We start from the raw sequence: 22,128 nt of genomic DNA on the forward strand, positions 1-22,128 counted from the left end.
CGAAGGACCGGGAGGACCTGTGATCGACTGGCTCACCAGCACGGCGTTCAGCGTCGCCGGGGCGGGCATCAGCTGGGCGGAGCTGCTGGGCTTCGGCACCGGCGTGGTGAACGTCTGGCTGATCGCCCGGCAGCACATCGCCAACTGGGCGATCGGCATCGCCAACGTGTTGCTGCTCGGGCTGCTGTTCTGGACCGCCGGCCTGTACGCCGACGCGAGCCTGCAACTGGTCTACGTGGCTCTCGGCTGCTACGGGTGGTGGCACTGGCTCTACGGCGGCGAGCGGCGCAGCCGGCTCACCGTGACCCGCACCGGACGGCGGGAGTGGCTGGGGCTCGGCGTGGCCGGGGTGCTGCTCACCGGTGCGATCTGGCTGCTGCTGGACCGGGCCACCGACTCGACCGTGCCGCTGCCCGACGCGCTCACCACCGCGCTGTCGTTGCTGGCCACGTACGGGCAGACCCGCAAGCTGGTGGAGAGCTGGTGGCTGTGGATCGCCGCCGACCTGATCTACATCCCGCTGTACGGGTACAAGGGACTCTGGCTGACCGCCGTGCTGTACGTGATCTTCCTCGGTCTCTGCGTGGTGGGTCTGCGGGCGTGGCGGTCGGACCTGCGGCGGCGTGAGTCACCCGCGCCGGTGCCGCCCGGTCCGGCGCCGGTGGTCGCGTGAGCGGCGAGACCGACCCGACGCCCACCTCGTCCGGGGCCGCGTCCCGGTTCCGGCACGGCATGGTGGTCGGGAAGTTCTATCCGCCGCATGCCGGGCACCACGCGTTGATCGAGGCGGCGGCGGCCCGTTGCGCGACGGTGACCGTGGTGGTCGCGCCGTCGCGGCGGGAGTCGATTCCGCTCGCCGAGCGGGTCGCCTGGTTACGGGAGGCGCACGCGGGCAGCGGCCGGGTGCGGGTGGTGGGTCGCTACGACGACCATCCGGTCGACTACGCCGATCCGGCGGTGTGGGACGCGCACTGCGCGGTGTTCCGGGAGGCGGTCGGGCCCGAGCCGGTGGACGCGGTCTTCTCCTCCGAGGAGTACGGCGCGGAGCTGGCCCGTCGCTTCGACGCGGTGGCGGTCTGCGTGGACCTGGACCGGCGTACGGTGCCGGTCTCCGGCACGGCGGTCCGGGCCGATCCGGTGGCGCACTGGCGGTGGTTGAGTCCGGCGGTGCGGGCCTGGTTCGTCCGCCGGGTCGTAGTGGTGGGCGCCGAGTCGAGCGGCACCACGACGATGGCGCAGGCCCTGGCCGCGCACTACGGCACGGTGTGGGTCCCCGAGTACGGCCGCGAGTTGACCGCCCGCAAGCTGGCGCGACTGCGTCGGCGGGAGCCCTCGGCGACGGTCTTCGACGTGACCTGGGATCGGGACGACTTCGTCGAGGTGGTCCGTGGTCAGCAGGCGGCCGAGGACGCGGCGGCCCGGGTCAGCGGCCCACTGCTGTTCTGCGACACGGACGCCCGGGCGACGGCCGTCTGGGAGGAGCGGTATCTGGGCTCGACCTCACCGGCGGTGCGGGCGGCGGCCCGGCGTCCGGCGCAGTATCTGCTGACCGACCACGAGGGCGTGCCCTTCGACGACGACGGCCTGCGCGACGGCGAGCACCTGCGGGCCTGGATGACCGAGCGGTTCCGTACCGAGTTGGCCGGGTGCGGGGTGCCGACGGTGGCGTTACGCGGCTCGCACGCCGAGCGGCTGGCCACCGCGGTGGCCGCCTGCGACGCGCTGCTGGCGGCCGGGTGGTCCCTGGCCGATCCGCTGCTCCCGGCCACCCCACGACACCTAGCCTCCTAGGAAGCTCTAGCGAGAGCGTGCCAGGTCACCCTGACGGGCGGCTCAGATGCGGTGCGCGCCGACGAGAGTGGCGGTGCGCTCCTCGGGCAGCCGTTCCTCCACCACCCGGCGGTGCCGGAAACAGGCGTGCAGCATCCGCCGCTCGTCGTGTCGCCGGGGAGCGGCGGTGACGATGCCGATGTGGTGGATCCGCTCGCCGGGCCGGGCGAAGGTGTACAGGTCACCCGGCCGTTCGGCGCCGAGCGCCACCGGGTGGGTGGCGACGGCCTGGTCGGCGGCGTCGCGGGGGAGTCGCACTCCGAGCCGTCGCCAGGCCAGGTGCACCAGGCCCGAGCAGTCGATCCCGTACGCGGACAGGCCGCCCCACAGGTAGCCGACGTCGACGAGTCGTGCCGCCAGGGCGGCCACCTGCGCGACGTCGGGTGGAGCGGTCGGCGCGGTCGCCAGGTGCGCCGCCGGCAGCCACAGCGGGTCGGCGTACCCGGGGGCGTGCACCGGACGCCAGCCGTCGACGGCCGCACCGGCGGCGGCCAGTCGGGTGCCGAGGACGACGCCGGGGAGCACGACACGTCCGCTCGGGCCGGTGCGCAGCGCGGTGACCCGGGCGTCGACGACCACCGGCGTGTCACGCTCGGCGGCGGTGAACGGGGCGAGTTGGGCGGCGGACAACCAGCCCGGATAGCCGCGCGGATCGAGCCGTGCCGAGGGCTGTTCGAGCGCCACCACGTGCGCCCAGCCGTCCGGTCGGACCTCGGTGACCAGCACCCGCTCGCCGAGCAGGAGTTGGCTCAGCACGCAGGAGTCGACCTGCTGACCGGCGTCCAGGCCGGCGATCCACGCCCCGACCTCGGCCGGTGCGCCGAGTGCCGGGGCGTCGACCGCCCGCACCTCGTCGGGACATCGCCAGAGGGTGGCGACGGCGACCCGGACCACCGCTTCGGCACCGTGTCGCACACCCACCCCCGGCCGGTTGCACCCCTGGGTCCGGACGATAGGAAAGTTCTCGACGGTCGACAATCCTCAGTCCGCATCTTTACTCCGGGTGGCGTGGTCACTTCTGCCTGCACCGGGCGTGCGGTGGTGATCGTCGGATCGGGCACCCTGGTGGGCGCGGGGTACGGCGAGGGGAAGGTGAGAACGTGGGCCTGGAACGGGACTGGCGGCTCGTGGGCGCGCCCAACGCGCGGGACCTGGGTGGTCTGGTCGGTGCGCGGGGACGGCGGGTACGGCCGGGGCGGCTGATCCGTACCCCGGCGCTGGGCCGGCTGACCGACGAGGACCTGACGGTGCTGGCCGGGCTCGGTCCGGCGTGCGTGGTGGACCTGCGGGACCGCTCGGAGGTGTCTGTGGCCCCGCCGGACCGGTTGGTCGGCGCGCCGACCGTGGTGCACCTGCCGGTGCACGACCCGGCCCATCCGGTCTTCACCTATGTCTCGGCGGTGCTGCTCGGGCACGACCTGGACGGGTACGCGGACCTGGCGCGGCAGGGGACACCGGCGGCGATGGCAGACATCTATCGCTGGTTCGTGACCGGGGAGTCGGCCCGGGCGGGCTTCGGCGCTGCCGTGCGGCTGGCGGCCGAGTCGGCGAACCTGCCGCTGGTGTACCACTGCTCGGCGGGCAAGGACCGCACCGGTTGGCTGACCGTGGTGCTGCTGCACGCCCTGGGCGTGGACGAGGCCGCGATCCGGGCCGACTACCTGGCCAACAACGAGTTGACCGAGAGCCTGCGCGAGGTGCTGATCGAGGCGATGCGGCGGCGGCACCCGGGGGTGGACGACGCGGCGGTGCGTCCGGTGCTGGAGGTCCGCCCGGAGTATCTGGACGCCGGGTACGCGCAGGTGCGGCGGGTGCACGGGTCGTTCGACGCGTACCTGCGGGACGGGCTGGGGGTCACCGACGAGACGGTGGCGGCGTTGCGGGCGAACCTGTTGGAGTGAGGTGGTGCCGGTCGCGCCACAGCCGGGACGAGATGTCGGCGACCAGCCGGCGGGCGTGCGCGTCGGCCGGGCCGCTGGGCTGCTGCGCGGTCAGCGGGGTGGTGGTGCACACCGCCAGCAGGTACGGGTCGGCGTCGGTGGGGAAGACCACTGCGGCGCCGTGGCGTACCCCGCGTACCCAGCCGTTCTTGTGGGCCAGCCGGGTGCCGGCGGGCAGGCCCTCGGCGATGTCCTGACGGACCTGCTGGGCGCAGAGCACGTCGAGCATCGCGGTGCAGGCGGTGGGTGCGGCGATCGGTCCGGGGCGGGTGGCCCCCACGGCGACTTCGCGCAGCAGGGCGGCCAGGTCGGCGGCGGTGACCAGGTTGGTGATGCCCGCGTCGCGGGCGGCGAGGTCCTCGATGCCCCGGGCGGTGACGCTGTGCCGGGCGCCGGCCGCCGCCCAGACCTCGGCGACGGCGGGTCGGCCGACGTGTTCGAGGACCAGGTTGGTGGCGAGGTTGCTGGACCGGACGATCATCCGTTCGGCGAGCCAGCGCAGTGGTTCCTCCCGCCCGAGCCGGTGCCAGACGTCCTGGTCGTTGTCGTACTCCCGGACGCAGGAGTACGCGGGTGCGTCCGGGAGTGCGGAGGTGAACCGGTTGCGGACCGGCACCGGGGTGTCCAGGTCGAGCCGTCCGGTCTCGGCGGTGCGGTGCAACGCGGCGAGCACCGCGAGTTTCATGGTGCTCGCCGCGTAGTGGGTGGCCTCGGCGTGTCGGGTCCAGGTGGGCGGGGCGTCGAGCCGCCCCGCGTACACCGAGATCGTGCCGGGTTCCCGGTCCAGCCGCGCGTCGAGGTCGTCGGCGGACATGGCAGGGGTCAGCCGGCGTGCTTGCGGCGGGCGGCGGTGCGCGCCCGCTGGGTCTGGTCGAGCACGACCTTGCGGATGCGTACGGCGGCGGGGGTGACCTCGACGCACTCGTCCTCGCGGCAGAACTCGAGGGCCTGCTCCAGCGACAGCTTGCGCGGCGGGATCAGCTTCTCGGTCTCGTCGGCCGTGGAGGAGCGCATGTTGGTGAGCTTCTTCTCCTTGGTGATGTTGACGTCCATGTCGTCGGAGCGGGAGTTCTCCCCGACGATCATGCCCTCGTACACCTCGGTGGTGGGCTCGACGAAGAGCTGGCCGCGTTCCTGGAGGTTGGTCATCGCGAAGGCGGTGACCGCGCCGGACCGGTCGGCGACCAGCGAGCCGTTGTTGCGGGTCCGCAGCTCGCCGAACCACGGCTCATACGACTCGAAGACGTGGTGCAGGATGCCGGTGCCGCGGGTCTCGGTGAGGAACTCGGTGCGGAAGCCGATCAGGCCGCGCGCCGGGACCAGCCACTCCATCCGGATCCAGCCGGTGCCGTGGTTGACCAGTTGCTCCATCCGGCCCTTGCGGGTGGCCAGGAGCTGGGTGATCGCGCCGAGGTACTCGTCGGGCGAGTCGATGGTGAGCCGCTCCACCGGCTCGCAGGTGCGGCCGTCGATCTCGCGGGTGACCACCTGCGGCTTGCCGACGGTCAGTTCGAAGGACTCGCGGCGCATCTGCTCGACCAGGATCGCCAGCGCCAGCTCGCCCCGGCCCTGCACCTCCCAGGCGTCCGGGCGCTCGGTGGGCAGGACCCGCAGCGACACGTTGCCGATGAGTTCCTTGTCCAGCCGGTCCTTGACCATGCGGGCGGTGACCTTGGCGCCCTTGACCCGGCCGACCAGCGGCGAGGTGTTGGTGCCGATGGTCATCGAGATGGCCGGCTCGTCGACGGTGATCAGCGGCAGCGGCTGCGGGTTCTCCGCGTCGGCGAGCGTCTCACCGATCATGATCTCCGGGATGCCGGCGACGGCGATGATGTCGCCCGGGCCGGCCGAGTCGGCGGGCTTGCGCTCCAGGCCCTCGGTCATCAGCAGCTCGGAGATGCGGACCCGCTGGGTGCTGCCGTCGGTGCGGCACCAGGCCACGGTCTGGCCCTTGGCGATGGTGCCCTGCCGGACCCGGCACAGCGCGAGGCGGCCGAGGAACGGGGAGGCGTCGAGGTTGGTGACGTGGGCCTGCAGCGGGGCCTGCTCGTCGTACGCGGGCGGCGGGATGGTGTCCAGCAGGGTGCGGAACAGCGGCTCCAGGCTCTGGCTGTCCTGGGGTACGGAGCCGTCGGCGGGCTGGGTCAGCGAGGCGATGCCGTCGCGGGCGCAGGCGTAGACGATCGGGAAGTCGATCTGCTCCTCGTCGGCGTCGAGGTCGAGGAAGAGCTCGTAGGTGTCGTCGACGACCTCTTTGATCCGGGCGTCGGGTCGGTCCACCTTGTTGATCACGAGGATGATCGGCATCCGGGCCTTGAGGGCCTTGCGGAGCACGAACCGGGTCTGCGGCAGCGGGCCCTCGCTGGCGTCGACCAGCAACACCACGCCGTCGACCATGGTCAGGCCGCGCTCGACCTCGCCGCCGAAGTCGGCGTGGCCGGGGGTGTCGATGATGTTGATGGTGACCGGGTCGGAGCCGTCCGCCGGCAGGTAGCGCACGCCGGTGTTCTTGGCGAGGATGGTGATGCCCTTCTCGCGTTCGAGGTCCATCGAGTCCATCACCCGCTCGGTCACCTCGCCCCGGGCGCCATAGGCGCCGGCCTGCCGCAACATGGCATCGACCAGGGTGGTCTTGCCGTGGTCGACGTGAGCGATGATGGCGACGTTGCGAAGGTCGGTGCGCAGCTGCATGAGCTCCATCCTCCCGCCTGGTCGGTAGCCGCGTGGCGTCGGGGTCACCAGAGAGTGGGGCCGCGCGGTGACGGAGAGCACTGTCACACTTGCAGGGCAGTCCTGCCGAGGTGATCCGGGGGCGCCGTGCACGACCTGCTGAACTCGGTGCAGAGCTTGCCACCGGGTCTGATCTACGTGGTGGCGGCCCTGGTGGTCGCGGCCGAGACGGCGTTGCTCGTCGGGTTGGTCGCGCCCGGCGAGGCCACGCTGCTGTTGGTGGGCTTCCTCACGTACACGGGGACGTTGCGGCTCGGTCCGGCGCTGGCGGTGATGGTCGTCGCGGCGGCGACGGGGGACGCGGTGGCGTTCCGCGCCGGGCGGCGCTACGGGCCCTGGTTGCGGGCGAGCCGGTGGGGTGCGCGGGTGGGACCGCAGCGGTGGGCGCGGGCGGACGCGATGCTCGGCCGGATGGGCGGGCGGGGTGTGCTGACCGCCCGCTGGGTGGCGTTCGCCCGGACGCTGGTGCCCCGGCTGGCGGGTGCGGCGGGCATGCCGTACCGCCGGTTCGCGCCGTGGAACCTGGCCGGGGTGGCGACCTGGGTGGGCGGGTCGGTGCTGGTGGGGCACCTGGCGGGCGAGTCGTACGAGACGGTGTCGCGGCTGCTCGGTCGGGCCACCGGCGCGGTGCTGGTGCTGATCGCGGCCCTGCTCGCGGTGGTGCTGGTCGGGCGGTGGCTGGGGCGTAATCCGGATCCGGCGCGGGCGTTGTTGACCCGGGCCGCGCGGCTGCCGCCGCTGCGGTGGTTGTCGGCCCGGTACGGGCTGCTGTTCTTCCTGCTCAGCCTGCGGCTCGGTCCGGCGTGGGCGTTGCTGGCGAACCTGGCGGCCGGGGTGGTGCTGTTGTTCGTGGTCGGTCTGGTCATCACCTGGACGTTGCGGACGGTGGTCCGGCACAGCGGTCTCGCGTTGGTGGACGGGGCGATCGCGGGATGGTTCGCGGCCCGGCGTACGCCGGACGCGGTGGAGGCGACGCAGGCGGCGGTGTCGGTGCTGCGTGGCTCGTCGCTGATCGTGGTGGTCGCGGTGGTGGCGCTGGTGCAGGCGTGGCGGCACCGGCCGTGGCAGGCGGACCTGCTCAGTGTGGTCGGCACGGTCGGCGCGTTCGTGCCGTTGGTGGTGCTGGCGGTGGTGGCCGACCTGGCCGCCGGAGGTCGGACGGTGCTGTTCTCCACGCAGAACGTGGTGGTCACCGCCAGTCTGTGCACGCTGGCCTGGTTGCTGTCGCGGGGTGCGCGGTGGCCGTTGGCGGTGGCGGCCTGGACGGTCGCGGCGGTCGGGGTGGTCGCCATCGGCGGGGCGCGGCTCTATCTGGGGATGAGCACGGCCAGCGGGACGGTGGGCGCGGTGTTGCTGGGCGCGGCGTGGCCGGCGGTGTTCATGGTGGCGTGGGCCACTCGGGACCGGGCGGTGACCGCCGGGCCGCGGGGCGATCCGGGCTACGGCTCGGCGGTGTAGCCGAGAGGGGGGTTGACCTGGGCGGGGTGGATGTGCGGGCCCCGAATCACGACCTGTGGCTGTTAGGGTGCGGCGGGCTCGTCACTGCCGAAGGGGGTCGACATGGGACGGAGCGTCACCAGGCTGGGCGCCGCGCTGCTCGCCGGAGTGTTGTTGGCGACCGGGGGAGGTTGCGCCAGAGTGGACGCTCCCGCGACGGAGGTGCCCGCGCCGGTCGCGTTGCCGACGGAGGCGGCGGAGCCGACGCCGGCCACCGAGTCGGAGGCGCCGGACGAGGCCAGTCCCACGCCGAGGGCGGTCCAGTCGATGGGGGCCGCGCCCCGGTCGGCTGCCGCGCCGTCACCGACGGCGAGCGTGCGGCCGACACCGCGACGGAGCGCCCCGGCACCCCGGGCGGTGCCGAAGCCGCCGACGGAGACCAACGTGCCGCCGAAGCCGCCGAAGCCCGCGCCCAGTGGCTGCCGGCCCACGTACAAGGGCGAGCAGGCCAGCCGGGCGCAGGCCAAGGCGGCGCTGACCGACGCGGCAGGCCGGACCTACTGGCCGACCTCCGCGCCGGACATCCGCGTCCCGCTGAACCTGATCATGGCGACCGCCTGGCAGGAGAGCGGGTGGCAGTCCAACATCGTCGCCTGCGACGAGGGCATCGGCCTGATGCAGGTGATGCCGGACACCGCGACCTGGATGAACCAGCGGTTCGGGCAGAGCTACGACGTGTGGGACTACCGGGACAACGCCTACCTCGGCGGCACCTATCTGGCGTGGCTCACCAAGTACATCGGCGACATGTACTTCGACGCCGACTACCGGCTGGACGCGAGCCTGTGCACCTCGGGCGTACTGGACTCCTGCCTGCTCAACGCGGTGATCGCCGCGTACAACTTCGGTCACGGGGCGGTGGCCCGGCCAGGAGAGCCGTTGGCCATCCCCAATCCGGGTTACGTGCGCAACGTGCGGGCGCTCATGTCGGAGTGCGTCTGCCTGGGGTTCTGATCGCGGGTGATCCGGCCCGGCCACCAGAACTTCTCGCCGAGCAGGAACGCCAGCGCCGGCACGACGACCGTGCGGACGAGCAGGGTGTCCAGCAGGACGCCGAGGCAGACGATGATGCCGATCTGGGTCAGCGTGATCAGTGGCAGCACGCCGAGCAGCGCGAAGACGGCGGCGAGCAGGATGCCGGCGCTGGTGATGACGCCGCCGGTGGCGCGGAGCGCGGAGAGCATTCCCTCGCGGGTGCCGGTGGCGCGGGCGTCCTCCCGGGCCCGGGTGACCAGGAAGATGTTGTAGTCCACGCCGAGCGCGACGAGGAAGACGAAGGCCAGCAGCGGGACCGTGGTGTCCAGTGCCGGGAAGCCCAGGACGTGGTCGAAGAGCAGCCACGCGCCGCCGAGGCTGGCGAAGTACGAGGCGACCACGGTGACCACCAGCAGCACCGGCGCGATGATGCCGCGTAGCAGCAGGACGAGCACGGCGCCGACCAGCAGCAGGATCAGCGGCAGGATCACCCGTAGGTCCCGGTTGTCGGCGGCGGCGGAGTCGTAGTCGCCGGCGAGGCTGCCGCCCACCAGGGCGCCGGAGACGTCGTCGACGCCGGCCGGGGCCGGGGGCGCCGAGTCGGGTACCGCGGCGACGGCGTCGCGCAGCGCGGCCAGGGTGCGGTTCGCAGCGGCGGTGCCGGGTTCGGCGTCGAGGACGACGTCGATCTGGGCGACGGCGTCTCCGGCGGGGCCGGGCCGGGCGGAGGCGACCCCGTCGACGGTGGTGGCGGCCTCGGTGACGGCCGGTACGGCGCTCGGGTTGGTCATCACGGCGACGGGTTGGGTGGTGCCGGCGGGGAAGGCACGGCCGAGAGTCTGCGCGCCGGCCACCGCCTCCGGCTCGACCCGGAACTGCTCGGTCTCGGACAGGCCGGTGCGCAGGCCCAGCCCACCCAGGGCGAGCGCGGCCAGCAGCAGGGTGGCCAGTGCCGCGACGGGCACCGGGCGGTGGATCACGGCGGCGCCGAGGCGGCCCCAGATGCGGCCCTCGCGGCCGGCGCTGCCGACCTCGGGCACCAGCGGCCAGAACAGGCGGCGGCCGCCGAGCACTAGGGCGGCGGGCAGCACCAGCAGCGCCGAGGCCATCGCGAGCAGGATGCCGGTGGCGCAGGCCACGGCGAGGGCACGGTTGAGTTCCCGTTCGCTGAGCAGCAGCGTGAGTACGCCGAGCATGACGGTGCCGCCGCTGGCCAGGATCGGTTCGGCGGTGCGACGCAGGGCCTTGCGCATCGCGACGAAGCGGTCCTCCTCGCGGCGCAGTTCCTCGCGGTAGCGGGCGATGAGCAGCAGGGCGTAGTTGGTGGCGGCACCGAAGACGAGGACGCTGGCGATGCCGGTGACGGCGCCACCGGCGAAGTTGATGCCGACCGCCGGGATGATGGTGTCCAGGGCGCGCAGGGTGATCTGTTCGGTGGCCGCCACGATGGTGAGCGGGACCAGCCAGAGCAGCGGGCTGCGGTAGGTGACCAGCAGCAGGACCGCGACGACGGCGGCGGTGAAGGCCAGCAGGGTGAGGTCGGCGCCCTCGAAGACCTTGGTCAGGTCGGCGGTGAAGGCGGGCCCGCCGGTGACCTCGACGGTCAGCTCCCCGGGCAGTGCGGTGAGTGCCTCGCGCAGCTCGGCCACCTGTGCGGTGACCGCGTCCTGGCCGTCGGCGGTGGACATCGGCACGATGACCAGGGCGACCGTGCCGTCGGGGGAGACCTGGGGCGGGACGACCTGGCCGCCGACGGCGAACTCGCTGAGCCCGGTGGTGCCGTTGGTGATCGCGGCCCGGTCGGCGTCGGTCAGCGGGGCGTCGTCGTCGCGGCTGACCACGACCACGGCGGCGGCGACGTCGCTCTGGGGTAGTTCGTCCTGGAGTAGCTCGACCTGGGTCGACTCCCAGCTCTCGGACAGCCCGGTGGCGGAGACCGGTGCCGGGTTGTCGGGGGTGGGCAGGGCGAAGACGATCGCGCCGAAGACGACCGTCAGCAGAACGGTGAGCCAGGCTGCGCGGCGGCTGCGCGCGACGCGGGTTAACACGGACATCCGTAAGGGCCCCTCGAAACAGGTCTCTCGACAGCCAGATATCTAGACAGTCGAGAGTTTTACCCATCAAGATAGATGTGGCAACTACTGGCGGGGTGAGAATCTCGACAACGGTGGAGAGCGTCCGGCTGGGTATGCTCCGACGCGGGCGTTCGGGAGGGGAAGCGGCGCGACGTGGCGGCTCAGGGGATGTACCGGCGGCGGGATACCCGCCGGGACCTGCTGATCGCCGAGATCACCGCGGAGCTGCGCCGCTACGGCGTGGACGCCCAGCACGTGGGCCACGCCTTCGCCGGGCAGCACGGCCTCAACGTCACCGACCTGCAGGCGCTGATCGCGGTGATGGACGCCGAGCTGGCCGATGCGCCGATCACGCCCGGGCGGCTCGGCGAACACCTCGGCATCTCCTCCGGATCGGTCACCGCCCTGATCGACCGGCTGGAACGGGGCGGGCACATCCGGCGGGACCGCGATCCCACCGACCGGCGCAAGATCCTGCTGCGCTACGCCGACCGGGGTGCCGCGCTGGCGATGGACTTCTTTCGGCCGCTGGGCGAGCGCACCGACCGGGTGATGAGCGGCTTCCGCGACGACGAGCTGGAGGTGGTGTACCGCTTCATCTCGGCCATGGGCACGTCGCTGCGGGAACACCGGGACACGGTCCGCGGCGCCCGACCCGAGTCGCCCCGCCGCCGGACGGACTGAGCCGATGTGGGATCGGCTGACGTCGGCGCTCGCCGGGGCCGCGCTGCGACTGCCGCCGGCGCGTACCCGTCGGGTCACCGTCACCCGGGACATCCCGGTGCGGGCCCGCGACGGGGTGATCCTGCGCACCGACCACTACCGCCCCGACCTGGCGGACGCGGCCACCGTGCTGATCCGTACCCCGTACGGGCGGGGCGGGCCGATGCGGCTGCTCTGCCGGCTCGCCGCCGAGCGTGGATTCCACGTGGTCATCCAGTCCTGCCGGGGCACCTTCGGCTCCGGCGGGTCCTTCGACCCGTTCGTGTTCGAGCGCGACGACGGGCTGGACACCCTCGACTGGCTGCGCCGGCAGCCCTGGTGGCGCGGTGCGTTCGGCATGTTCGGCGCGAGCTATCAGGGTTTCGTGCAGTGGGCGCTGGCCGCCGACGCGGGTCCGGAGCTGCGGGCGATGGTCGCCGTGGCCACCGCCTCCACCACCCGCGACTCCACCTACGCGGGTGAGTCGTTCGCCCTGGACACGGTGCTGACCTGGGTGGAGCTGCTCCAGGCGCAGACCGTGCCGTGGCTGGCCCGGCAGTGGGAGCTCAAACGCGGCCAACCCCGGCTGGCCGCCGCCCTGGCGCACCTGCCGCTGGTCGAGGCGGACCGGATCGCCACCGGGGTCACCGTGCCGTTCTTCCAGCAGTGGCTGGAGCACCACACCCCACAGGCCGACTACTGGCGTACCCGGGTCTTCGACGACCGGCTCGATCGGGTGCGGGCCCCGGTGGCGATGGTCAGCGGGTGGCACGACATCTTCCTGCCCGCCCAGTTGCGCGACTACGCTGCCCTGCGCGCCACCGGCGCCCGGCCGAGGCTGGTGGTGGGGCCGTGGACCCACGGCAGTCCCGGCCTGTTCGTGGCCGCGCTGCGCGAGGGGTTGGGCTGGCTCGACGAGCACCTCAACGACCGCGCCGCCGAGCCGGTCGGCGACGCGCCGGTGCGGGTGCACCTGGGCGGTGCTGGTGGCGGCTGGCGTGACCTGCCCGACTGGCCACCACCGGCCCGGACCGTCCGGTGGCACCTGCACCCGGGCTTCGCGCTGCGCACCTCGGCGCCGGTGCCGTCACCGCCGGACGCCTTCTGGTACGACCCGGCCGACCCGACCCCCTCGCTGGGCGGCCCGCTGCTGGTGGCCCAGCGCGCCGGGCCGTTCGACAACCGTCCGGTCGAGGCCCGGCCCGACGTGCTGACCTTCACCACCGACCCGCTGACGCACGCGGTCGAGGTGATCGGTCCGGTGCGGGCGGAGATCCACCTGCGGAGCGAGCTGGCCCACCTGGACGTCTTCGTGCGACTGTGCGACGTGGACCGGCGGGGCCGTTCCTGGAACGTGTGCGACGGGCTGGTACGCGTCGACCCGCAACGGTTCCGGCCGGACGCCACCGGCGCGGTCGCGGTGCCGGTGGAGATGTGGCCGGCCGCCCACCGCTTCGCCCCCGGGCACCGGTTGCGGTTGCAGGTCTCCGGCGGGGCCCATCCCCGGTACGCGCGCAACCCGGGCACCGGTGAACCACTGGGCGCTGCCGTCACTCTCCGTGGTGGACGTCGGGAGATCATTCACGACCCGGAGCATCCGTCCGCAGTGGTCCTATCGGTCGTCCACTCTGCCTCACAGCCTTCTCCAAGCTGAAACAAAGCGGCTCTGAGCTGGGCATTCGTCCAGAAGTGGGGCTATGGTGGGAGTACGCCCGGCGCTGTGCAACCACTGGCCGGGAGCGCTTGTGCAGCCTTCCTACCGCGCACGCGGTGTCACTGCCGTGCCCGGCCCCCGACGAATCAGCAGAGGGGGAACCATGACGCGGGCACCGGCGAACCTGATGGCCGTCCGCAGCTTGCTGCTCAAGCACCTCAACCGCGATCCGAACCGGGTACGCGACGAGGACCTGGAACCCAACGAGGTCGGCATCGTCGGCGACGCCAACCACCGCGGGGGGTACCACACCGGGTCGGACCGAGTCGTCGCGAACGACTACTCGGTGGTCGAGTCGCCCCGGGACCGCAACGGTCTGACCCTGGACGCGGCCGCGCTGGACGTGGGCATGTTCCGGGTCAGCAGCGGCGGTCGCCACCACGACCTGTCCACGTTCTCGACCTGGTGTGTGGCCCAGTGCGCCGCCAACACGGCGGACACCCGGGACATCCGCGAGATCATCTACTCACCGGACGGCAAGGTGGTGCGGCGGTGGGACCGACTGGGGCGGCGCAGCACCGGCGACCGTTCCCACCTGTGGCACACCCACTTCAGCTTCTTCCGCGACTCGATCAAGGCGGGACGTGACCAGACGCCGCTGTTCCGCCGTTACCTGACCACCATCGGACTCATCACGCCCGAGCAGGAGGAGACGGACATGACCCCCGAGGAGCACAACTGGCTCAAGACCGTTCACCGCAACCTCACCGTCCTGGACGGGCGCAACCCGATCGGGCAGACGTACACCCGCACGACCATGGGTGAGGACCACACCGACCCGAAGTTCAAGGTCGGGCACCCGACGCTGCGGAGCCTGGGCGCGCAGTTGACCGCGCTGCAGGCGGCGGTGGAGTCGCTGGCGAACCGCGACTTCACCGACGAGCAGGCGATCATCACCGGCGTGTTGGCCGGGCTCACCCCCGAGGAGATCGCGGCGGCGATCCCGCCGACCGTGGCCGAGCAGGTCGTGCAGGAACTGGGCCGGCGGCTGGCCGCCTGAGGCGAGGCACCGGTGCACGTGTGGCGGCGGCCGGTGGGCCGGCCGCCGCCACCCCGGCACGGGTCACATCGGTCGGACGTTGTCCGCCTGCGGCCCCTTCTGCCCCTGGGTCACGTCGAACTCGACCTTCTGGCCCTCGGTCAGCTCCCGGTAGCCACTGCTCGCGATGGCCGAGTAGTGGACGAAGACGTCCGGGCCTCCACCATCCTGTTCGATGAAGCCGAAGCCCTTTTCCGAGTTGAACCACTTCACGGTGCCGGTTGCCATGCGTCTCTCTCCCTGTTCCAGGCGGGCGACCGCCGGACTCCACGCCGGTGGCCGCCCGATACCTTCCCGACAGTAACCGGTGAATAGCGGATTTGCGGGGCGAAGCGCCTCAGGGAGTCGTCGGCGGGGCGATCCAGGCGGTGGAGAACCGGATCAGGGATGACCCGGAGCACACCAGCCGCAGTGTGGGGAGGAATCCTGATGTCCACACCCAGGGTCAGGCAATAGCGTACGGGGCATGGCGAACCAGCTGGCCCAGGTCGGAGAACTTCCCGTCGCCCTGTTGATGGCGGTGCTCGGGGTGGTCATGCTCTTCGACGCGGTCCCGCTGTTCGGTGTCCTCGTCCCCGGCGACGTGGCGATCCTCGCCGCCGTGGCGGTCGGCAGCCCGACCACGGGGCTGGCGACCTTCGTCGCCGTGGTCACCGGATGCCTCGCCGGATGGTCGCTGACCTTCCTCGTCGGCCGGCGGTGGGGCGCGGACCTGCGTCGCAGCCGCTTCGGTGGCTGGGTCGGGGAGAGCCGCTGGGCCACCGCGGAGGTCATCCTGCGTCGCAACGGCGGCCGGCTGGTGCTGGTCGCCCCGTTCCTGCCGGTATTCAACGCGCTGCTGCCGCTGGCGGCCGGCGGCCTGAACATGTCGTATCCGCGCTTCCTCGGCTTCGCCTCGCTCGGCGCGGGCGCGTGGGCCGGGCTCTATCTGGCGGTGGGCACCGCGTCGCGCTCGCTGGTCGGGCTGCTGCCCGGTGGTGCCAGCCCGATGCTGGTCACCATGGTCGGCGGCCTCCTGCTGGCCGCCCTGGTGCTGGTCGGCGTGCGGCGCCGGCTGCGCGAGGTCACACCCTGAGCCGCGGACACCGGTCCGGATCGCCGCGCGTTGTCGGACCCGTGCGGGGCGCGCCAGGCGCGGGCCCGGCGCACCCACGAGGGGCATCGCCGCGACGCGCGCCTGGCGGCGCGATCTGCCCCGGCCTCACCAGCCCCGGGCGCGCCACTCCGCCAGGTGCGGGCGTTCCGCGCCGAGCGTCGAGTCCCGGCCGTGGCCCGGATAGAACCAGGTCTCGTCGGGCAGCCGGTCGAACAGCTTGTGCTCCACGTCGTCGATGAGCGCCGCGAAGCGCTCCGGGTCCTGGTCGGTGTTTCCAACACCACCCGGGAAGAGGCTGTCTCCGGTGAAGAGGTGCCCGGTGCCGGCCGGGTCGCGGTAGAGCAGCGCCACCGAACCCGGCGTGTGCCCCTTGATGTGGATGACCTCGAGCGTGCAGTCACCCACCGGCACCGTGTCGCCGTCGGCCAGGGGCTGCGCCTCGATCGGCAGCCCCTGGGCGTCGTCGGCGTGCACCAGCGCGCGGGCCCCGGTCTTGGCGACGACCTCCTCCAGCCCCACCCAGTGGTCCATGTGCTGGTGGGTGGTGATCACGGTGCGCAGCCCGCCGTCACCGATCAGCTCCAGCAGCCGGGGCGCCTCGTTGGCGGCGTCGATCAGCACCTGATCACCGGTGTGCCGACAGCGCAGCAGGTACGCGTTGTTGTCCATCGGACCGACCGACACCTTGGTGATGGTCAGGGCGTCGAGTTCGCGTACGGCCGGCGGGCCGCCGGGGGTGACATCTCCGCTGTAGGTCATCGTCTTCCTAGATCCATTCCGGTGGGCGGGGCAGGTCACCGTCGGGGGCGACGGTCAGGGCGGTGCCGGTGCTGCGGCCGGTCAACCAGGCGGCGAGTTCCGCCGCCGGACCGGTGACGACGGGCGCCCCCGCGCGCTCGCCCACCACCAGTTCGTGGCCGGCGCCGTCGAAGCGCAGCACCATCGGCGGCGCGTCGTCGCGGCCGGCGAAGCCGGTGGCCACCTCGTGCAGCAGCCGGTGGCCGAAGGTCGGCGACCAGTCCGCCGGTTGGTAACCGGCGGCCAGGTCGACGTGGTGGATCTCCAACTCCCGGAGTCGTCCCCAGACCAGCAGGGCGGCCGGCCAGGGACCCCGTCGGGTCTCGACGGTGGCGGCCCAGGCCGGCACCGGCATCGCGGCGACCGCCTCGATGAAGCGGTCCGCGCTGCGGCGCAGGTCGTCCAGGTGCTCCTCGGGCGGGCGGGACGCGCCGGTCTCGATGTCGGCGTCGCGTGCCTCCGCGCTGGCGTACTGCGGGATCGGCTCGCCGGTGCGCGCCGAGGTGAGCAGGTTGGCGAATCCGTCGGCGTTGCGGGCCACGTGGGCGAGCACGTGCCCGCGGGTCCAGCCGGGCAGCAGCGACGGTGTCGCGAGGTCGTCGGTGTCGAAAGCGGCCGCCGTCCGCAGCAGCCGGGCGGTGGCGTCGGTCACGTCACCGGTCAGTAAAAGGGGATCCGTCGTCACGTTCCGACCCTAGCCGTCCGGGCGTGCCGCGTCGCCGGGGAATTCACTTCCGGCGCGGCGTCGCCGGGCCTACCGTCTGCGGTGACTGACGACGCCGGAGTGGAAGAGGTGGCGGTCGAGCATGAGTATCACGTTGACCGCCCTGGGCTGGGACGCCGAGCGGGCGGCGCACCTGCGACGGATCCGTACCGATCATCGTCCGGGCCGGGTGGCCCGGGTCGACCGTGGGGTCTGCACCGTCCTGACCGAGGCGGGGCCGGTGCGCGCCACCTCGGGTGGGGCGGTGCTGGTCGCCGCCGCCGGTGACCCCACCCGGCTGCCCGGCGTGGGCGACTGGGTGCTGCTCGGGCGCTGGCCCGACGCCCGGATCACGGTGGAGGCGGTGCTGCCCCGGCGTACCGCGTTGGTGCGGCGCACCGCCGGCAAGGACGCCGCCGGTCACCTGCTGGCCGCCAACCTGGACGTGGCCGCCGTGGTGGAGGCGGTGCACCCGGAGCCGGACGCCGCCCGCGTCGAGCGGCTGCTGGCGCTGGCCCACGAGTCCGGCGCCCGTCCCCTGGTGGTGCTGACCAAGACCGACCTGGCGGCCGACCCGGCCGCGGTGGCGCGGCAGCTCGCGGCGCTCGCCCCCGGCGTGCCGGTGCTACCGGTCAGCGCCGAGCGCGGGACCGGTCTGGACCCGTTGCGCGCCGAGGTCGGTGCCGGTCGCACCCTCGGCCTGCTGGGGCCCTCCGGTGCGGGCAAGTCGAGCCTGGTCAACGCGTTGGCCGGGGCGACAGTGATGCCGACCCAGGCGATCCGGCGGGTGGACGGCAAGGGCCGGCACACCACCACCTGGCGGGCGCTCGTGCCGCTGCCGGGCGGTGGGGCGGTGGTGGACACCCCCGGCGTCCGGGCGGTCGGTCTGCTCGACGGCGCGGCCGGGCTCGACCGGGCCTTCGGCGACATCGCCGCCCTGGCCACCGAGTGCCGGTACGGCGACTGCGGGCACGAGGCCGAGCCGGGCTGCGCCGTGCAGGACGCGCTGCGGGCGGGCGAGCTGACCGCCCGGCGCTGGGAGAGCTGGCGGCGGTTGCACCGCGAGATCGCTCACGAAACCCGGCGGCGCGCCGCCCGGCGGCCCCGCCGTCGGGGCAGATTGTCGTAGGGCGGGTCTACAGTTGCCGGGGCGCTTTTTCGGCGCCGGCACAACCGCTGGGGCACCCCCCATAACCTCGGGTTCGACCCGAAAGCGGACAGATCTTCCTTCGTCATTCTCACCCGGGAGTACACGGACCGTGGCCGACCGTTTGATCATTCGTGGCGCACGTGAGCACAACCTGCGTGACGTCAGCCTCGACCTGCCCCGGGACGCCCTGATCGTGTTCACCGGGCTGTCCGGGTCGGGCAAGTCGAGCCTGGCCTTCGACACGATCTTCGCCGAGGGGCAGCGCCGTTACGTCGAGTCGCTGTCGTCGTACGCGCGGCAGTTCCTCGGCCAGATGGACAAGCCGGACGTCGACTTCATCGAGGGGCTGAGCCCGGCGGTCTCGATCGACCAGAAGTCGACCTCGCGCAACCCGCGCTCGACCGTCGGCACCATCACCGAGGTCTACGACTACCTGCGGCTGCTCTTCGCCCGGGTCGGCGTGCCGCACTGCCCGGTCTGCGGCGAGCGGATCTCCAAGCAGAGCCCGCAGCAGATCGTCGACCGGGTCCTGGCGATGGCGGAGGGCACCCGCTTCATGGTGCTCGCCCCGGTGGTGCGCGGCCGCAAGGGCGAGTACGTCGACCTCTTCGCCGAGCTGCAGTCCAAGGGGTACGCCCGGGCCCGGGTCGACGGGGTGGTGCACCAGCTCACCGACCCGCCGAAGCTCAAGAAGCAGGAGAAGCACACCATCGAGGTGGTGATCGACCGGCTCAGCGTCAAGGCCGGCGCCAAGCAGCGGCTGACCGACTCGGTCGAAGCCGCGCTCGGGCTCTCCGCCGGGCTGGTGCTGCTGGACTTCGTCGACCTGGCCGAGGACGACCCGGACCGGGAGCGTCGCTACTCCGAGCACCTGGCCTGCCCGAACGACCACCCGCTAGCGATCGAGGACCTGGAGCCCCGGGTCTTCTCCTTCAACGCGCCGTACGGCGCCTGCCCGGAGTGCACCGGCCTGGGCACCAAGAAGGAGGTCGACCCGGAGCTGGTCGTCCCGGACCCGGAGCGCAGCCTGCGCGAGGGCGCGATCCAGCCCTGGGCGACCGGACACAACCTGGAGTACTTCCTGCGGCTGCTGGAGGCGCTCGGCGAGGCCGAGCACTTCACCGTCGACACCCCGTGGCGGGCGCTGCCGTCGCGGGCGCAGAAGACCATCCTGCACGGCTCCGACGACCAGGTGCACGTGCGCTACCGCAACAAGTACGGCCGGGAGCGCTCGTACTACACCGGCTTCGAGGGCGTGGTGCAGTGGATCGAGCGCCGGCACTCCGACACCGAGTCGGAGTGGTCCCGGGACAAGTACGAGGGGTACATGCGTGACGTGCCCTGTGCGGCCTGCGGCGGTGCCCGGCTCAAGCCGGAAGTGCTCGCCGTCACGCTGGCCGGGCGCAGCATCGCCGAGGTGTGCAACCTGTCCGTCGGCGAGTGCGCCGACCTGCTGGCCGGCATCGAGCTGACCGATCGGCAGAAGCTGATCGCCGAGCGGGTGCTCAAGGAGATCAACGCCCGGCTGCGGTTCCTGCTCGACGTCGGTCTGGACTACCTCTCCCTGGACCGGGCCGCCGGCACGCTCTCCGGTGGTGAGGCGCAGCGCATCCGGCTCGCCACCCAGATCGGTTCCGGCCTGGTCGGCGTGCTCTACGTGCTGGACGAGCCGTCGATCGGGCTGCACCAGCGCGACAACCACCGGCTGATCGAGACCCTGGTCCGGCTGCGCGGCCTGGGCAACACGCTGATCGTGGTCGAACACGACGAGGACACCATCCGCACCGCCGACTGGATCGTGGACATCGGTCCCGGTGCCGGGGAGCACGGCGGGCAGATCGTGCACAGCGGCTCGGTGCCGGAACTGCTGACGAACCCGGAGTCGATGACCGGGGCGTACCTCTCCGGTCGCCGGGAGATCCCGATCCCGGCGAGGCGTCGCCCGCAGACGCCGGGCCGGGAACTGGTGGTGCAGGGCGCCCGCGAGCACAACCTGCGCAACCTGACGGTGAGTTTCCCGCTGGGCCAGTTGATCGCCGTCACCGGGGTCAGCGGGTCGGGCAAGTCGACCCTGGTCAACGACATCCTCTACGCGGTGCTGGCCAACCAGATCAACGGCGCCCGGCTGGTGCCCGGTCGGCACACCCGGGTCGGCGGGCTGGAGCACGTGGACAAGGTCGTCGGGGTCGACCAGTCACCGATCGGCCGGACGCCGCGCTCGAACCCGGCCACCTACACCGGCGTCTGGGACCACGTGCGCAAGCTGTTCGCCGAGACCACCGAGGCCAAGGTCCGCGGGTACGGGCCGGGGCGGTTCTCGTTCAACGTCAAGGGCGGGCGCTGCGAGGCGTGTTCCGGCGACGGCACCATCAAGATCGAGATGAACTTCCTGCCCGACGTGTACGTGCCGTGCGAGGTCTGCAAGGGCGCCCGGTACAACCGGGAGACCCTGGAGGTGCACTACAAGGGCAAGACCGTCTCCGACGTGCTGGAGATGCCGATCGAGGAGGCGGCCGAGTTCTTCTCCGCCATCCCGGCCATCCACCGGCACCTCAAGACGCTCGTCGACGTGGGCCTGGGCTACGTCCGGCTGGGCCAGCCGGCGCCGACGCTCTCCGGCGGTGAGGCGCAGCGCGTCAAGCTCGCCTCCGAGCTGCAGAAGCGGTCCACCGGACGGACGGTGTACGTGCTCGACGAGCCGACCACCGGCCTGCACTTCGAGGACATCCGCAAGCTGCTGCTGGTGCTGGAGGGGCTGGTCGACAAGGGCAACACGGTGATCACCATCGAGCACAACCTCGACGTGATCAAGAGTGCCGACTGGCTGATCGACATGGGCCCGGAGGGCGGCCACCGGGGCGGCACGGTGCTCGCCACCGGCACCCCGGAGGAGGTCGCCGAGGTCACCGAGAGCCACACCGGGCAGTTCCTGCGGAGCGTGCTCAAGCTCGACGGCACGGCCAAGGGCGCGAAGGCGGCCACCGCCCGGGCCGCCAAGGCCAACGGTGCCAAGGCCGGCGGTGCCAAGGCCAACGGTGCGAAGGCGACCGGGGCCACGACGCGCGCTCGCAAGGCGGCCGCCACCCGCTGATCGGCAGGCCCGGCCGTCGCCCGTGGCGACGGCCGGGCCACCCGTTGGGGTACGCCCGAGTGGCCGATCGGGTGAACCACCGGGCAGAGTGGTGCGTGTCGTGAGATGTAGCCACGGATCATGCACGGTGGTAGCCGAACAGAGAAGCGAGGCAGCATGAGTGACGAACAGGTGCTGGCCGGACCGGACACGCGTACCCGACGGAGCCTGCTGACCGGCGTGGGCGCGGTCGGTGCGGCGGTGGTGCTGGCCGGGTGCGGTGGCGGTGACGACTCCGGTGACGGCGCGGCCCCGACCAGCGGCGGCCCGGAGGTCACCAACACCGGTGACCCCGGCGGCGGGGACCGTGAAGGGGCCCAGTCACTGGCCAGGACCGCCGACATCCCGGTCGGCGGGGGAGCGGTCTTCGCCGCGCAGGGCGTGGTGATCACCCAGCCCAGTGCCGGCGAGTTCAAGGGATTCGACCCGATCTGCACGCACCAGGGCTGCCCGGTGTCGAACGTCGACGGCGGGACGATCAACTGCACCTGTCACGGCAGCAAGTTCTCCATCGAGGACGGCTCGGTCAAGGCCGGGCCGGCGACCACCGGCCTGCCGGCCAAGGAGGTCAAGGTCGACGGGGACCAGATCTCGCTGGCCTGACCGGGGTACGTGAGTACGGGCGCGGGGGGGGGGGGGGGGGCCCCCCCCCCCCCCCCCCGGGGGCCGGGGGGGGGGGCCCCCCGCCCCCCCCCCCCCACCCCCCAACCGGGTGGCCGGGGGGGGCCGCACCCCCCCCCACCCCCGCC

General features: G+C 72.6%; 19 protein-coding genes. 12 read left to right on the forward strand and 7 right to left on the reverse strand.

Features of this window, described 5'->3' with window-relative positions:
* The first annotated feature begins 19 nt into the window (after nucleotides 1-19).
* Nucleotides 20-673: a nicotinamide riboside transporter PnuC gene (gene pnuC / locus ACIBO1_RS08705; RefSeq protein ID WP_396742823.1), complete on the forward strand. Its 654-nt coding sequence runs from the start codon at nucleotides 20-22 to the stop codon at nucleotides 671-673.
* Entirely contained in the window at nucleotides 670-1,791 is a 1,122-nt protein-coding gene (locus ACIBO1_RS08710; RefSeq protein ID WP_396742826.1) for an AAA family ATPase, read from the forward strand. Before pnuC ends, ACIBO1_RS08710 begins: the two co-directional genes overlap by 4 nt.
* Nucleotides 1,792-1,833: 42 nt before the next feature.
* Here ACIBO1_RS08710 and ACIBO1_RS08715 read toward each other — a convergent pair whose 3' ends face one another.
* On the reverse strand, nucleotides 1,834-2,751 hold the full coding sequence (locus ACIBO1_RS08715; RefSeq protein ID WP_396742829.1) for an NlpC/P60 family protein: 918 nt from the start codon (nucleotides 2,749-2,751) through the stop codon (nucleotides 1,834-1,836).
* Nucleotides 2,752-2,936: 185 nt separating this feature from the next.
* On the opposite strand from ACIBO1_RS08715, the gene ACIBO1_RS08720 reads away from it, so the two are divergent.
* Nucleotides 2,937-3,731, forward strand: coding sequence for a tyrosine-protein phosphatase (locus ACIBO1_RS08720; RefSeq protein WP_396743297.1), 795 nt, complete (start codon nucleotides 2,937-2,939; stop codon nucleotides 3,729-3,731).
* Here the strand turns inward: ACIBO1_RS08720 and ACIBO1_RS08725 are convergent.
* A complete protein-coding gene (locus ACIBO1_RS08725) occupies nucleotides 3,685-4,584 on the reverse strand; it encodes a serine hydrolase (RefSeq protein ID WP_396742832.1) in 900 nt (299 codons plus the stop codon). The genes ACIBO1_RS08720 and ACIBO1_RS08725 overlap by 47 nt on opposite strands.
* An 8-nt stretch (nucleotides 4,585-4,592) precedes the next feature.
* Complete coding sequence (typA, locus tag ACIBO1_RS08730) at nucleotides 4,593-6,461, reverse strand: translational GTPase TypA (RefSeq protein ID WP_396742835.1); 1,869 nt, start codon at nucleotides 6,459-6,461, stop codon at nucleotides 4,593-4,595.
* 126 nt (nucleotides 6,462-6,587) lie between these two features.
* Here typA and ACIBO1_RS08735 point away from each other — a divergent pair, with 126 nt between their 5' ends.
* Nucleotides 6,588-7,958 (forward strand): DedA family protein, encoded by a 1,371-nt coding sequence (locus ACIBO1_RS08735; protein WP_396742838.1) that lies wholly within the window; start codon nucleotides 6,588-6,590, stop codon nucleotides 7,956-7,958.
* A 102-nt stretch (nucleotides 7,959-8,060) separates the two neighbouring features.
* Nucleotides 8,061-8,951 carry a transglycosylase SLT domain-containing protein gene (locus tag ACIBO1_RS08740; protein ID WP_396742841.1) on the forward strand — a complete coding sequence of 297 codons (891 nt, stop codon included), beginning with the start codon at nucleotides 8,061-8,063 and terminating at the stop codon, nucleotides 8,949-8,951.
* On the opposite strand, the gene ACIBO1_RS08745 is transcribed toward ACIBO1_RS08740, so the two are convergent.
* Nucleotides 8,897-11,026 carry an MMPL family transporter gene (locus tag ACIBO1_RS08745; RefSeq protein ID WP_396742844.1) on the reverse strand — a complete coding sequence of 710 codons (2,130 nt, stop codon included), beginning with the start codon at nucleotides 11,024-11,026 and terminating at the stop codon, nucleotides 8,897-8,899. The genes ACIBO1_RS08740 and ACIBO1_RS08745 overlap by 55 nt on opposite strands.
* Before the next feature lie 189 nt (nucleotides 11,027-11,215).
* Here ACIBO1_RS08745 and ACIBO1_RS08750 point away from each other — a divergent pair, with 189 nt between their 5' ends.
* The 3 genes from ACIBO1_RS08750 (at nucleotide 11,216) to ACIBO1_RS08760 (ending at nucleotide 14,463) form a co-directional block, all read left to right on the forward strand.
* Nucleotides 11,216-11,731, forward strand: coding sequence for a MarR family winged helix-turn-helix transcriptional regulator (locus ACIBO1_RS08750; RefSeq protein WP_396743300.1), 516 nt, complete (start codon nucleotides 11,216-11,218; stop codon nucleotides 11,729-11,731).
* A gap of 4 nt (nucleotides 11,732-11,735) precedes the next feature.
* Nucleotides 11,736-13,403, forward strand: coding sequence for a CocE/NonD family hydrolase (locus tag ACIBO1_RS08755; protein WP_396742847.1), 1,668 nt, complete (start codon nucleotides 11,736-11,738; stop codon nucleotides 13,401-13,403).
* 163 nt (nucleotides 13,404-13,566) lie between these two features.
* Nucleotides 13,567-14,463: a hypothetical protein gene (locus ACIBO1_RS08760; protein WP_396742850.1), complete on the forward strand. Its 897-nt coding sequence runs from the start codon at nucleotides 13,567-13,569 to the stop codon at nucleotides 14,461-14,463.
* A gap of 63 nt (nucleotides 14,464-14,526) precedes the next feature.
* On the opposite strand, the gene ACIBO1_RS08765 is transcribed toward ACIBO1_RS08760, so the two are convergent.
* Nucleotides 14,527-14,730, reverse strand: a complete 204-nt coding sequence (locus ACIBO1_RS08765) for a cold-shock protein (protein WP_111219891.1) — start codon at nucleotides 14,728-14,730, stop codon at nucleotides 14,527-14,529.
* 238 nt (nucleotides 14,731-14,968) lie between these two features.
* Here ACIBO1_RS08765 and ACIBO1_RS08770 point away from each other — a divergent pair, with 238 nt between their 5' ends.
* Nucleotides 14,969-15,577 (forward strand): DedA family protein, encoded by a 609-nt coding sequence (locus ACIBO1_RS08770; RefSeq protein WP_396742854.1) that lies wholly within the window; start codon nucleotides 14,969-14,971, stop codon nucleotides 15,575-15,577.
* Between the two features lie 126 nt (nucleotides 15,578-15,703).
* Here ACIBO1_RS08770 and ACIBO1_RS08775 read toward each other — a convergent pair whose 3' ends face one another.
* Both ACIBO1_RS08775 and ACIBO1_RS08780 read right to left on the reverse strand, forming a co-directional pair.
* Nucleotides 15,704-16,357, reverse strand: coding sequence for an MBL fold metallo-hydrolase (locus ACIBO1_RS08775; RefSeq protein WP_396742857.1), 654 nt, complete (start codon nucleotides 16,355-16,357; stop codon nucleotides 15,704-15,706).
* Between the two features lie 7 nt (nucleotides 16,358-16,364).
* Nucleotides 16,365-17,081: a maleylpyruvate isomerase family mycothiol-dependent enzyme gene (locus tag ACIBO1_RS08780; RefSeq protein WP_396742860.1), complete on the reverse strand. Its 717-nt coding sequence runs from the start codon at nucleotides 17,079-17,081 to the stop codon at nucleotides 16,365-16,367.
* Between the two features lie 121 nt (nucleotides 17,082-17,202).
* Here ACIBO1_RS08780 and rsgA point away from each other — a divergent pair, with 121 nt between their 5' ends.
* The 3 genes from rsgA (at nucleotide 17,203) to ACIBO1_RS08795 (ending at nucleotide 21,982) form a co-directional block, all read left to right on the forward strand.
* Nucleotides 17,203-18,228 (forward strand): ribosome small subunit-dependent GTPase A, encoded by a 1,026-nt coding sequence (gene rsgA, locus ACIBO1_RS08785; protein WP_396742863.1) that lies wholly within the window; start codon nucleotides 17,203-17,205, stop codon nucleotides 18,226-18,228.
* Nucleotides 18,229-18,358: 130 nt separating this feature from the next.
* Nucleotides 18,359-21,340 carry an excinuclease ABC subunit UvrA gene (gene uvrA / locus ACIBO1_RS08790; protein ID WP_396742866.1) on the forward strand — a complete coding sequence of 994 codons (2,982 nt, stop codon included), beginning with the start codon at nucleotides 18,359-18,361 and terminating at the stop codon, nucleotides 21,338-21,340.
* 156 nt (nucleotides 21,341-21,496) lie between these two features.
* Complete coding sequence (locus ACIBO1_RS08795; protein ID WP_396742869.1) at nucleotides 21,497-21,982, forward strand: Rieske (2Fe-2S) protein; 486 nt, start codon at nucleotides 21,497-21,499, stop codon at nucleotides 21,980-21,982.
* Nucleotides 21,983-22,128 lie beyond the last annotated feature (146 nt).

Origin of the sequence: Micromonospora sp. NPDC049903, from assembly GCF_044460945.1 — a bacterium.
Lineage (GTDB): Bacteria > Actinomycetota > Actinomycetes > Mycobacteriales > Micromonosporaceae > Micromonospora.

What these genes read in the sequence shown, in the direction of transcription:
- rsgA (WP_396742863.1), top strand. Translation starts at nt 17,203, where the DNA reads ATGAGTATCACGTTGACCGCCCTGGGCTGGGACGCCGAGCGGGCGGCG.
- ACIBO1_RS08770 (WP_396742854.1), top strand. Translation starts at nt 14,969, where the DNA reads ATGGCGAACCAGCTGGCCCAGGTCGGAGAACTTCCCGTCGCCCTGTTG.
- ACIBO1_RS08760 (WP_396742850.1), top strand. Translation starts at nt 13,567, where the DNA reads ATGACGCGGGCACCGGCGAACCTGATGGCCGTCCGCAGCTTGCTGCTC.
- ACIBO1_RS08795 (WP_396742869.1), top strand. Translation starts at nt 21,497, where the DNA reads ATGAGTGACGAACAGGTGCTGGCCGGACCGGACACGCGTACCCGACGG.
- ACIBO1_RS08725 (WP_396742832.1), bottom strand. Translation starts at nt 4,584, where the DNA reads ATGTCCGCCGACGACCTCGACGCGCGGCTGGACCGGGAACCCGGCACG.
- typA (WP_396742835.1), bottom strand. Translation starts at nt 6,461, where the DNA reads ATGCAGCTGCGCACCGACCTTCGCAACGTCGCCATCATCGCTCACGTC.
- ACIBO1_RS08765 (WP_111219891.1), bottom strand. Translation starts at nt 14,730, where the DNA reads ATGGCAACCGGCACCGTGAAGTGGTTCAACTCGGAAAAGGGCTTCGGC.
- ACIBO1_RS08740 (WP_396742841.1), top strand. Translation starts at nt 8,061, where the DNA reads ATGGGACGGAGCGTCACCAGGCTGGGCGCCGCGCTGCTCGCCGGAGTG.
- ACIBO1_RS08745 (WP_396742844.1), bottom strand. Translation starts at nt 11,026, where the DNA reads ATGTCCGTGTTAACCCGCGTCGCGCGCAGCCGCCGCGCAGCCTGGCTC.
- ACIBO1_RS08755 (WP_396742847.1), top strand. Translation starts at nt 11,736, where the DNA reads ATGTGGGATCGGCTGACGTCGGCGCTCGCCGGGGCCGCGCTGCGACTG.
- ACIBO1_RS08775 (WP_396742857.1), bottom strand. Translation starts at nt 16,357, where the DNA reads ATGACCTACAGCGGAGATGTCACCCCCGGCGGCCCGCCGGCCGTACGC.
- ACIBO1_RS08750 (WP_396743300.1), top strand. Translation starts at nt 11,216, where the DNA reads ATGTACCGGCGGCGGGATACCCGCCGGGACCTGCTGATCGCCGAGATC.